Origin of the sequence: Mesorhizobium sp. M7A.F.Ca.US.005.03.2.1 (genome assembly GCF_003997795.1) — a bacterium.
GTDB lineage: Bacteria > Pseudomonadota > Alphaproteobacteria > Rhizobiales > Rhizobiaceae > Mesorhizobium > Mesorhizobium ciceri.
In genome coordinates this window covers 1-888 of record NZ_RZRP01001392.1, presented here as the reverse complement: position 1 = coordinate 888, position 888 = coordinate 1, and the positions used below count along the sequence as shown (strand labels likewise).

At 65.0% G+C, this 888-nt stretch carries 1 protein-coding gene; it reads right to left on the bottom strand.

Going from position 1 to position 888, the window contains the following annotated elements; genetic code table 11:
• Positions 1-888, bottom strand: an 888-nt coding sequence (locus EN991_RS38020) for a phosphoenolpyruvate-utilizing N-terminal domain-containing protein (RefSeq protein ID WP_245461200.1), incomplete at both ends; no start/stop codon positions are given.

Sequence of the window (888 nt, the reverse complement as noted above, 5' to 3'; positions counted from 1 at the left end):
GCGCCCTGAAACGCACTTTTTCGGCATAAGCAGCCTCGAGATCGGGCTGCGGCCGCAAATGGATCACGCCCTCCTCGCCGTCGACGATGATGGCATCGCCGTTTTCCGCCATGGAAACAGCGCCCTTCATCTGGCCGGCGACGGGGATGCCCATGGCACGGGCGACGATGACGACGTGGCTGGTCGCTGCACCGTCCTCGAGCACCAGCCCGCGCATCTTGTCGCGGGGATAATCGAGCAGTTCGGCAGCTCCCATCGAACGGGCGACGATGATGGCGTCCTTAGGCAGCGATGCCGCGACATCTTCCGGCCCGCGCCCCATCAGCTGGCGTAGCAGGCGGTTGGCGAGGTCGTCGAAATCGCTCATCCGCTCGCGCAGATAGGGATCGGTCATGTGCAGCATGCGGGCGCGCATGTCGCTCTGCACCTTTTCCACCGCGGCTTCGGCCGTCAGGCCGTTGCGGATCGCCTCTTCCAGCCGGCGCACCCAGCCGCGATCGTTGGCGAACATGCGATAGGCTTCCAGCACCTGGCGATGCTCGCCCTCGAAGGCGACGTCGCGGCGTTCCAGCATGTCGTCGATGGACAACCTGAGCGAGCTGAGTGAGGTCTCCAACCGGCGAACCTCTTCCTCGCTGTCCTCGTTGAACAGATTGGTGACGACGATGCGCGGCTCGTGCAGCACGACATGGCCAAGCCCGACGCCTTCATTGAAGGACAGGCCGGTGAAGCTGACAGGACGGCGCAGATCGAGTTCGAGGCCGGGCCGGGTCAGCCGCGCCAGATCGCCAGTGGCGATCATCTCGGCGATCACCATCGCCGTGGTCTCCAGCGCCTCGACCTCGTCGTCGCGGTAGTGGCGCATGGTCTTGTTCTGCACCACCAGCA